At 54.6% G+C, this 10,056-nt stretch carries 9 protein-coding genes and 4 tRNA genes; all 13 read left to right on the top strand.

Annotated features, from left to right (window positions below):
• Positions 1–224 precede the first annotated feature (224 nt).
• Positions 225–1,181, top strand: a complete 957-nt coding sequence (birA, locus tag QWI18_RS16360) for a bifunctional biotin--[acetyl-CoA-carboxylase] ligase/biotin operon repressor BirA (protein WP_192133298.1) — start codon at positions 225–227, stop codon at positions 1,179–1,181.
• 57 nt (positions 1,182–1,238) lie between these two features.
• Complete coding sequence (locus QWI18_RS16355; protein ID WP_369319268.1) at positions 1,239–1,676, top strand: hypothetical protein; 438 nt, start codon at positions 1,239–1,241, stop codon at positions 1,674–1,676.
• A 142-nt stretch (positions 1,677–1,818) separates the two neighbouring features.
• A tRNA-Tyr gene (locus tag QWI18_RS16350) sits at positions 1,819–1,903 on the top strand.
• A gap of 27 nt (positions 1,904–1,930) precedes the next feature.
• A tRNA-Gly gene (locus QWI18_RS16345) sits at positions 1,931–2,004 on the top strand.
• A gap of 26 nt (positions 2,005–2,030) precedes the next feature.
• Positions 2,031–2,106, top strand: a tRNA-Thr gene (locus QWI18_RS16340).
• 174 nt (positions 2,107–2,280) lie between these two features.
• Positions 2,281–2,356 (top strand) — tRNA-Trp (locus QWI18_RS16335).
• Between the two features lie 44 nt (positions 2,357–2,400).
• Positions 2,401–2,769, top strand: coding sequence for a preprotein translocase subunit SecE (secE, locus tag QWI18_RS16330; protein ID WP_037017694.1), 369 nt, complete (start codon positions 2,401–2,403; stop codon positions 2,767–2,769).
• Between the two features lie 9 nt (positions 2,770–2,778).
• Positions 2,779–3,312, top strand: coding sequence for a transcription termination/antitermination protein NusG (nusG, locus tag QWI18_RS16325; RefSeq protein ID WP_003317113.1), 534 nt, complete (start codon positions 2,779–2,781; stop codon positions 3,310–3,312).
• 119 nt (positions 3,313–3,431) lie between these two features.
• Positions 3,432–3,863, top strand: coding sequence for a 50S ribosomal protein L11 (rplK, locus tag QWI18_RS16320; RefSeq protein ID WP_037017696.1), 432 nt, complete (start codon positions 3,432–3,434; stop codon positions 3,861–3,863).
• Entirely contained in the window at positions 3,863–4,558 is a 696-nt protein-coding gene (gene rplA / locus QWI18_RS16315; RefSeq protein WP_065988464.1) for a 50S ribosomal protein L1, read from the top strand. The genes rplK and rplA overlap by 1 nt, the downstream gene beginning before the upstream one ends.
• A 197-nt stretch (positions 4,559–4,755) precedes the next feature.
• On the top strand, positions 4,756–5,256 hold the full coding sequence (rplJ, locus tag QWI18_RS16310) for a 50S ribosomal protein L10 (protein WP_065988463.1): 501 nt from the start codon (positions 4,756–4,758) through the stop codon (positions 5,254–5,256).
• 78 nt (positions 5,257–5,334) lie between these two features.
• Positions 5,335–5,700 carry a 50S ribosomal protein L7/L12 gene (gene rplL, locus QWI18_RS16305; protein ID WP_019409897.1) on the top strand — a complete coding sequence of 122 codons (366 nt, stop codon included), beginning with the start codon at positions 5,335–5,337 and terminating at the stop codon, positions 5,698–5,700.
• Between the two features lie 221 nt (positions 5,701–5,921).
• The gene (gene rpoB, locus QWI18_RS16300) at positions 5,922–9,995 is read left to right on the top strand and encodes a DNA-directed RNA polymerase subunit beta (RefSeq protein ID WP_133775995.1); all 4,074 of its coding nucleotides are present in this window, start codon (positions 5,922–5,924) and stop codon (positions 9,993–9,995) included.
• Positions 9,996–10,056: the final 61 nt, after the last annotated feature.

Raw genomic sequence — 10,056 nt, 5'->3', positions numbered from 1 at the left:
GTTTCCCCATGTGAGAGTAGGTCATCGTCAAGATTAAATTCCAGAACCCCATTTGCGAAAGCAGATGGGGTTTTGTTTTTGCGCGCGGAAAAAGCTGCCAACTAACCCTCCCAACCAATTAGAGCTCAAGCGCAGCACGCCTGCGGCCCAAGTGGTGAAACGTATGCTTGCGCAGGTCTTCTGTATGGCTATCATGCGCGTCTTACTACTAGGCACTCTCACTCATGCATACACTGCTAAAGCTACTTGAAGACGGTGCGTTTCACTCCGGCGAGGATCTGGGGCTTGCGCTGGGCGTCAGCCGGAGCGCCGTCTGGAAGAAGCTGCAGCAGGTCCAGGCTGACCTCGGCATAGAAATTTACAAGGTGCGCGGTCGTGGCTACCGATTGGCGTCGCCGCTGTCCTTGCTGGACTATGAGGCGCTGCGCCGGGAACATGTCGGGTTGGGTTGGACGTGCAGGATTCACGAAATTATCGACTCAACTAATGCTGAAGCCATGCGCGTAGCGAATTCAGGCGCTGAACTTCCTTGCTTGGTTCTTGCAGAGCGGCAGACGGCTGGCCGCGGAAGGCGTGGCCGTCAGTGGGTAAGTCCTTTCGCTGAAAATCTCTATTACAGCCTCGCCTTGCGTCTGGATGGCGGGACGCGCCGCCTGGATGGCCTCAGTCTTCTCGTAGGCCTTGCTGTGGTAGATACGCTGCGAGAGCTCGGTATTGGTACTGCGGGGCTGAAATGGCCTAACGACATTCTGGTTGGCGGTAAGAAGATTGCTGGGGTTCTGCTCGAACTCACCGGCGATCCTGCCAATGTATGTCATGTAGTGATTGGTATTGGGATCAACGTGAATATGCGTGAATCCATTAACGTAGACCAGGCTTGGACTTCATTGGCTCTGGAGCTTGTGCATGTTCAGGATCGGAATCGCGTTGCTTGCGCGCTCAGTCGAAATCTCAGCGTTTATCTTGCTGGTCATCAGGAGAAAGGCTTTGCGGCCTACCGAAGAGATTGGGAAGACAAGCACTTATGGCAGGGCCTTGCGGTCGCTCTCACTACGGGTGCGAAGATCACCAAGGGTGTGGTCTTGGGAGTTGGTGACGATGGAGCGCTACGGCTGGAGGTAGGTGGCCGTGAGGAGCAGTTTGCCGGGGGGGAGGTGAGTCTGAGGCTCGAGGGTAATTAGGGTAGAGATAGGAGTTGGTAGATATGCATTCGGATGCGTGTTGTCTATGAGGTGATTATGCCCTGGGCGTTTTTTTTGTTGCTCATGTTGAACGGTCTTTATTTTGTCTGGCATCAGCAGGATGCGCCGCTACGCCCGAAAGAGGTCGAGCCGCTGTTAACCCATCGATCATATGGCCAGGATATTCGGCTGCTTAGCGAGTCCGGATTGGGTAGGGGTAAGGAGCGGATGGACGCAGAGCAAGAGAAATGCCTCTATTTGGGCGGCACCGCCAAGCGGGCTGAGGTGACGCTTCTCGAGCAGCGCCTTGTTGCGTTGGATATCGATACTCACCTGGGAAAGCGCCTGGATCAGCAAGGCAGCGTGTTTTGGCTAAAAATTGCGCCTGCGAGTAGGCGGCTGGTGAGCGATGCGCTTATCGCCGAGCTCCGTAGAGATTTTCCCATGCTAAAAAATGAAATAATGTCGTGTGAAGGCATTGCAACTCCAGATTAGTTTGAATAGAATGGCGCCCGCTTCGCAGTGCAGATCGCTTGATTCGTACTGATGTAGCAAGAGTCAATGCTTGTAACCTCAAGTTTTTATTGAGAAAAAGGTTGACAGAAGGGTGGCATGATATAGAATGCTGCCTCGCTTAGGAGGGGTTCCCGAGCGGCCAAAGGGATCAGACTGTAAATCTGACGTCTACGACTTCGAAGGTTCGAATCCTTCCCCCTCCACCATATTTTGAGCGTAAGCAGCAAAGCTCAGCGGGTATAGTTTAGTGGTAGAACCTCAGCCTTCCAAGCTGATGATGCGGGTTCGATTCCCGCTACCCGCTCCAAGTTTGCTGGTTGTGCAATGTGTTTTGCTCTTGTAGCTCAGTTGGTAGAGCACACCCTTGGTAAGGGTGAGGTCAGCGGTTCAAATCCGCTCAAGAGCTCCATTACTAAGGCAGATATGTGAGTATCTGCCTTTGTTTTGGGTGCCAAGAATCCCGGGATCTTTACGCTCTTGGTGAGCTGGTGCTGCAGTGAGTCGATTTTTGCCATCGCATTATCGAGTTGCTGTTGAAATCTTCCTGTCAGGTCCGCATAATGTTCGGCCTGATTTTGCTTTTAGGTCAGTAGCTCAATTGGCAGAGCGACGGTCTCCAAAACCGTAGGTTGGGGGTTCGATTCCCTCCTGACCTGCCAGATTCTCAAATGTATCTGGCTTTCTTTTCACAGGATTTTAGTAGATGAATCCAAAGGCTGAAGCCCAAGACTCCCGGTTTGATCTCGTGAAGTGGCTTGTAGTAGTGCTTCTGGTGGTCGTGGGTGTCGTTGGAAATCAATACTATTCTGCGCAACCAATCCTGTATCGCGTTCTTGCCCTGCTTGTAATCGCCGCCGTGGCAGCCTATGTGGCGCTGCAGACGGGGAAGGGCAAGGCTTTCTTTGTTTTGGCCAAGGAAGCGCGCGCTGAGATTCGTAAAGTCGTGTGGCCTACGCGCCAAGAGACTACCCAGACCACTTTGATCGTGGTTGCAGTTGTTCTTGTGATGGCGCTGCTGTTGTGGGGGTTGGATTCCCTGCTCGGCTGGCTTGTTTCCTTGATTGTCGGCTAAGGGTGTCCCGTGGCTAAGCGTTGGTACGTAGTGCATGCCTACTCGGGTTACGAGAAGCATGTCATGCGCTCACTGGTTGAGCGCGTAAAGCTTGCAGGCATGGAAGATGGCTTCGGCGAAATTCTGGTCCCTACTGAAGAAGTAGTGGAGATGCGTAACGGCCAGAAACGCAAAAGTGAACGTAAGTTCTTCCCTGGCTATGTGCTTGTCCAGATGGACATGAACGAAGGTACCTGGCACTTGGTTAAGGATACTCCTCGTGTCATGGGCTTCATTGGCGGCACTGCAGACAAGCCTGCCCCAATTACCGATAAAGAAGCTGAAGCCATTCTGCGTCGCGTCGCTGATGGTAGCGATAAGCCAAAGCCAAAAACTCTGTTCGAGCCGGGCGAAGTCGTTCGTGTTACAGACGGTCCGTTTGCTGACTTCAACGGTACCGTTGAAGAGGTCAATTACGAGAAGAGTCGGATCCAAGTGGCCGTGCTCATTTTCGGACGCTCCACTCCGGTGGAGCTGGAGTTCAGTCAGGTCGAAAAGGCGTAACTGATCTCAGAATCCCATACCCCGCAGCCTTGGGCTGTGGGGTTTTTTCGTCACCGGGATAAACGCGCAAGTAACCGGGGAGCCTCTCGAGGCGCTAGAACCCGTAATTGGAGTGCCTCATGGCCAAGAAGATTACCGCTTACATCAAGCTTCAAGTGAAAGCCGCTCAGGCTAACCCGAGCCCGCCCGTTGGTCCTGCACTGGGTCAGCACGGCGTGAACATCATGGAGTTCTGCAAAGCGTTCAACGCCCGTACTCAGGGTATTGAGCCAGGTCTGCCTACTCCTGTGATCATCACTGTTTACAGTGATCGCAGCTTCACATTTGAAACCAAAAGCACCCCGGCTTCGGTACTGCTGAAAAAAGCAGCTGGCTTGACCAGCGGCTCGGCTCGTCCGAATACCGTAAAAGTTGGCACTGTGACCCGTGCTCAGCTTGAAGAAATCGCCAAGGCAAAAAATGCCGACTTGACCGCTGCTGATATGGACGCCGCCGTGCGTACAATCGCCGGTTCCGCTCGCAGCATGGGCCTTAACGTGGAGGGTGTGTAATGGCTAAGCTGACTAAGCGCCAAAAGGCTATCGCTTCCAAGGTTGAAGCTGGCAAATCGTATAACTTCAACGAAGCTGCTGCCCTGCTGGCTGAGTTGTCGACAGTGAAGTTCAGCGAGTCCGTAGACGTTGCTGTGAACCTCGGTGTTGACCCACGTAAATCCGACCAGGTTGTACGTAGCGCTACCGTACTGCCACACGGCACTGGCAAGACCGTTCGTGTAGCCGTATTTACTCAGGGTCCAGCTGCTGAAGCTGCTCTGGCTGCCGGTGCTGACCGCGTTGGTATGGACGATCTGGCTGCTGAAATGAAGGGCGGCGATCTGAACTATGACGTCGTTATTGCCTCCCCGGACGCAATGCGTGTTGTTGGTCAGTTGGGTCAGATCCTCGGCCCGCGTGGCCTGATGCCTAACCCGAAGGTCGGTACTGTTACTCCAGACGTAGCCACTGCCGTTAAAAATGCCAAGGCTGGTCAGGTTCGCTATCGCACCGATAAAAACGGCATTATCCACACTTCCGTTGGCAAGGTCGGCTTCGAAGCAGACAAGCTGCGTGAGAACGTTGAAGCACTGATCGCTGATTTGAAGCGTATCAAGCCTGCTTCCTCGAAAGGTATCTACGTCAAGCGCGTAACCCTGAGCACCACTATGGGCCCAGGCTTGGTCATCGACCAAGGTTCGTTGGACGCGTGAGACTGGCACGGCGCGGGTAACCGCGCCGTAGCGAAAATTGGGGTCCCTGCCTGGCGGGGGCTATCCAAGACCGTAGGCGGCGAAAGTCTTAAACCTCAAGCCTACGCAGATGGTGCTCCCGGTTCTTTACCGAATCAGACACCAAAACGACATCCGGCTCAGGTCAGATGAAACGGTAACAAGCAGGAGTTAAACCCGTGGCAATTAAACTCGAAGACAAGAAGGCCATCGTCGCTGAAGTCAACGAGGCTGCCAAAAACGCTCTGTCTGCTGTTGTGGCTGATGCCCGCGGTGTGACAGTAGGCGCGATGACCGGACTCCGTAAAGAGGCTCGTGAAGCTGGCGTATACGTGCGTGTCGTACGTAACACTCTGCTCAAGCGCGCCGTTGCTGACACTGAATACAGTGTCCTCAACGATGTGTTCACCGGCCCGACCTTGATCGCGTTCTCCAATGAACACCCTGGCGCTGCTGCCCGTTTGTTCAAAGAGTTCGCTAAAGGTCAGGATAAGTTCGAGATCAAGGCAGCTGCGTTCGAGGGCAAGTTCCTCGCACCTAATCAGATCGACGTACTGGCAACATTGCCGACCCGCAACGAAGCGATTTCGCAGCTGATGAGCGTGATTCAAGGCGCTACCAGCAAGCTCGCTCGTACACTGGCGGCCATCCGCGAACAGAAAGAAGCCGCTGCAGCCTAAGGGCAGGCACTTCCTCTCGCGTATTTTTGTTTATTTCGATGGTCGCGTAGGCCGTCCCCCAATTCAGGAATTAGAGTCATGTCTATCTCTCAAGACGATATCCTCAACGCCGTAGCTGAAATGTCCGTTCTGCAGGTTGTAGAGCTGATCAAAGCATTCGAAGAAAAATTCGGTGTTAGCGCTGCCGCTGCTTCCGCTGGTCCAGCTGCTGCTGCTGCCGTTGTTGAAGAGCAAACCGAATTCAACGTCATGCTGCTGGAAGCGGGCGAGAAGAAAGTTAACGTCATTAAAGCAGTTCGTGAACTGACCGGTCTGGGCCTGAAAGAAGCCAAGGCAGTCGTTGACGGTGCTCCAGCAATGGTCCTGGAAGCAGTAGCAAAAGACGCTGCTGACAAAGCCAAGGCTACCCTGGAAGAAGCAGGCGCTAAAGTCGAGCTGAAGTAAGCATCGACTTTGCGTTTCCAGCCCAAGCGTTAAGCGATAGGCTGATGGCTGGTGGCTTCTGCCACCGGCCTTTTTCCGTTGTTGGCAGCTGATTCGGTTAGCGCTGATTACGTGATCTACCCACCTTGAACGGTGGCGCGAACCATGGGGTTCGCAAGATTTTTCTGGCTGCTCCCGTCGGGAGGAGCCAAACAAGCAGGTGACCAAGCTGGGGAACGCTGATGGCTTACTCATATACTGAGAAAAAACGTATCCGCAAGGACTTTAGCAAGTTGCCGGACGTCATGGATGTGCCTTACCTCCTGGCCATCCAGCTGGATTCGTATCGTGAATTCTTGCAAGCGGGAGCGACTAAAGATCAGTTCCGCGACGTGGGCCTGCATGCGGCCTTCAAATCTGTTTTCCCGATCATCAGCTACTCCGGCAATGCTGCTTTGGAGTATGTGGGTTATCGTCTGGGCGAACCGGCTTTTGATGTCAAGGAATGCGTGCTCCGCGGTGTGACATACGCCGTACCTTTGCGGGTAAAAGTACGTCTGATCATTTTCGACAAAGAATCGTCGAATAAAGCGATCAAAGACATCAAAGAGCAAGAAGTCTACATGGGTGAAATTCCCCTGATGACTGAGAACGGTACCTTCGTTATCAACGGTACCGAACGAGTGATCGTTTCCCAGCTGCACCGTTCCCCAGGCGTGTTCTTTGACCACGACCGCGGTAAGACGCACAGCTCTGGCAAACTGTTGTACTCGGCTCGCATCATTCCTTACCGTGGTTCGTGGCTGGACTTCGAATTCGATCCGAAAGACTGTGTCTTCGTACGTATCGACCGTCGCCGCAAACTCCCTGCATCGGTTCTGCTCCGTGCACTGGGTTACACCACTGAAGAAGTGCTGGATGCCTTCTACACCACCAACGTATTCCACGTTCAGGGCGAGAACCTGAATCTGGAGTTGGTGCCTCAGCGCCTGCGTGGCGAAATTGCCGTTCTGGATATACTGGACGACAAGGGCAAGGTCATTGTTGAGCAAGGCCGTCGTATCACGGCTCGCCACATTAACCAGCTCGAAAAAGCGAACATCAAGACCCTTGAAGTTCCGCTCGACTACGTAATCGGCCGCACTAGCGCCAAAGCGATCGTGCACCCGGCGACGGGCGAGATCATTGCCGAGTGCAATACCGAGCTGAACACCGAGATCCTGGCGAAGATTGCCAAGGCTCAGGTTGTCCGTATCGAGACGCTGTACACGAACGATATCGACTGCGGTCCGTTCATTTCCGACACCTTGAAGATCGACTCGACCGGCAATCAGCTTGAAGCCCTGGTCGAAATCTATCGGATGATGCGTCCTGGCGAGCCACCTACCAAGGATGCTGCCGAGACCTTGTTCAACAATCTTTTCTTCAGTCCAGAGCGTTACGATCTGTCGGCTGTAGGTCGGATGAAGTTTAACCGTCGTATCGGTCGTACCGAGATCGAAGGTTCTGGAGTGCTCCACAAAGACGACATCGTCGCTGTGCTGAAGACCTTGGTCGACATCCGTAACGGTAAAGGCATCGTCGATGACATCGATCACCTTGGTAACCGTCGCGTTCGTTGCGTAGGTGAGATGGCCGAGAACCAGTTCCGTGTAGGTCTGGTGCGTGTTGAGCGCGCGGTCAAAGAACGTCTGTCGATGGCGGAAAGCGAAGGCCTGATGCCTCAAGACCTGATCAACGCCAAGCCTGTAGCGGCGGCGGTGAAAGAGTTCTTCGGTTCCAGCCAGCTTTCACAGTTCATGGACCAGAACAACCCGCTGTCCGAGATCACTCACAAGCGTCGCGTCTCTGCACTCGGCCCTGGTGGTCTGACGCGTGAGCGTGCTGGCTTTGAAGTCCGTGACGTACACCCGACTCACTACGGGCGCGTGTGCCCGATTGAAACGCCGGAAGGTCCGAACATTGGTCTGATCAACTCCTTGGCTGCCTATGCGCGCACCAACCAGTACGGCTTCCTCGAGAGCCCGTACCGTGTGGTTAAAGATGCTCTGGTAACTGACGAAATTGTTTTCCTCTCGGCTATTGAGGAAGCAGATCACGTCATTGCCCAGGCTTCTGCCGCAATGAACGACAAGAAGATCCTGATTGACGAGCTGGTTGCTGTTCGTCACTTGAACGAGTTCACCGTCAAGGCGCCGGAAGACGTCACCCTGATGGATGTTTCGCCGAAGCAGGTTGTATCGGTCGCGGCATCGCTGATCCCGTTCCTTGAGCACGACGACGCCAACCGTGCGTTGATGGGTTCGAACATGCAGCGTCAGGCTGTCCCAACATTGCGCGCTGACAAGCCGCTGGTTGGTACTGGCATGGAGCGCAACGTTGCGCGTGACTCCGGTGTTTGCGTCGTGGCCCGTCGTGGCGGCGTGATCGACTCGGTAGACGCCAGCCGTATCGTGGTTCGTGTTGCAGATGACGAAGTTGAGACAGGCGAAGCCGGTGTCGACATCTACAACCTGACCAAATACACACGTTCGAACCAGAATACCTGCATCAACCAGCGTCCGCTGGTGAGCAAGGGTGACCGCGTTCAGCGTAGCGACATCATGGCTGACGGCCCGTCCACCGATATGGGTGAACTGGCGCTGGGTCAGAACATGCGCATCGCGTTCATGGCGTGGAACGGCTTCAACTTCGAAGACTCCATCTGCCTGTCCGAGCGTGTTGTTCAGGAAGACCGCTTCACCACGATCCACATTCAGGAACTGACCTGTGTGGCGCGTGATACCAAGCTCGGGCCTGAAGAGATCACTGCCGACATCCCTAACGTGGGTGAGGCAGCACTGAACAAGCTGGATGAAGCTGGTATCGTTTATGTAGGCGCTGAAGTCGGCGCAGGCGACATCCTGGTAGGTAAGGTCACTCCGAAAGGCGAGACCCAGCTGACCCCGGAAGAGAAGCTGCTGCGTGCGATCTTCGGTGAAAAAGCAAGCGACGTTAAAGATACGTCCCTGCGCGTGCCTACCGGTACCAAAGGCACCGTTATTGACGTTCAGGTCTTCACTCGTGATGGCGTTGAGCGTGATGCTCGTGCGCTGTCCATCGAGAAGAGCCAGCTCGACGAGATCCGCAAGGACCTGAACGAAGAGTTCCGCATTGTTGAAGGCGCAACGTTCGAACGTTTGCGTTCCGCTCTTGTGGGTCGTACCGCTGAAGGTGGTGCTGGCCTGAAGAAGGGGCAGGAAATCACCAACGAAGTTCTGGACGGCCTGGAACACGGTCAGTGGTTCAAGCTGCGCATGGTCGAAGATGCGCTGAACGAGCAACTCGAGAAAGCTCAGGCTTACATCGTCGATCGTCGCCGTCTGCTTGACGACAAGTTCGAAGACAAGAAGCGCAAGCTGCAGCAGGGCGATGATCTTGCTCCAGGTGTACTCAAGATCGTCAAGGTTTACCTTGCCATCCGCCGTCGTATCCAGCCTGGCGACAAGATGGCCGGTCGTCACGGTAACAAAGGTGTGGTCTCCGTGATCATGCCGGTTGAAGACATGCCGCACGATGCCAACGGTACTCCGGTGGATATCGTCCTCAACCCGTTGGGTGTACCTTCGCGTATGAACGTCGGTCAGATCCTCGAAACCCACCTCGGCCTCGCGGCTAAGGGGTTGGGCGAGAAGATCAACCGCATGCTTGAAGAGCAGCGTAAAGTCGTTGAGCTGCGTAAGTTCCTGAACGAGATCTACAACGAGATTGGCGGCCGTCAAGAGAGTTTAGATGACCTGTCTGATCAGGAGATTCTGGATCTGGCGAAGAACCTGCGTGGCGGCGTTCCAATGGCTACCCCGGTATTTGACGGTGCGAAGGAATCCGAAATCAAGGCAATGCTCCGCCTGGCGGACATGCCGGACAGTGGCCAGATGCAGCTGTTCGACGGCCGTACCGGCAACAAGTTTGAGCGTCCGGTCACCGTTGGCTACATGTACATGCTGAAGCTGAACCACTTGGTGGACGACAAGATGCACGCGCGTTCCACTGGTTCGTACAGCCTGGTTACCCAGCAGCCGCTGGGTGGTAAGGCTCAGTTCGGTGGTCAGCGTTTCGGGGAGATGGAGGTTTGGGCGCTGGAAGCTTATGGCGCGGCGTACACTCTGCAAGAAATGCTCACAGTGAAGTCGGACGACGTGAACGGTCGGACCAAGATGTACAAGAACATCGTGGACGGCGATCACCGTATGGAGCCGGGCATGCCCGAGTCCTTCAACGTGTTGATCAAAGAAATCCGTTCGCTCGGTATCGATATCGATCTGGAAACCGAATAACACGTGACGCGAATCGAGGGTGGGTCGATATGACTGCCCTCTGCTCCGCCAGGAGGAAAGG

The organism is Pseudomonas sp. W2Oct36 (genome assembly GCF_041060465.1).
Classification (GTDB): Bacteria; Pseudomonadota; Gammaproteobacteria; order Pseudomonadales; family Pseudomonadaceae; genus Aquipseudomonas; species Aquipseudomonas graminis_B.
The sequence above is the reverse complement of the archived record's forward strand: the minus strand, read 5'-3'. Positions and strand labels throughout refer to the sequence as shown.

Coding starts and splice junctions, on each gene's coding strand:
- birA (WP_192133298.1), top strand. CDS start 225: ATGCATACACTGCTAAAGCTACTTGAAGACGGTGCGTTTCACTCCGGC.
- QWI18_RS16355 (WP_369319268.1), top strand. CDS start 1,239: ATGCCCTGGGCGTTTTTTTTGTTGCTCATGTTGAACGGTCTTTATTTT.
- secE (WP_037017694.1), top strand. CDS start 2,401: ATGAATCCAAAGGCTGAAGCCCAAGACTCCCGGTTTGATCTCGTGAAG.
- rplK (WP_037017696.1), top strand. CDS start 3,432: ATGGCCAAGAAGATTACCGCTTACATCAAGCTTCAAGTGAAAGCCGCT.
- rplA (WP_065988464.1), top strand. CDS start 3,863: ATGGCTAAGCTGACTAAGCGCCAAAAGGCTATCGCTTCCAAGGTTGAA.
- rplL (WP_019409897.1), top strand. CDS start 5,335: ATGTCTATCTCTCAAGACGATATCCTCAACGCCGTAGCTGAAATGTCC.
- rpoB (WP_133775995.1), top strand. CDS start 5,922: ATGGCTTACTCATATACTGAGAAAAAACGTATCCGCAAGGACTTTAGC.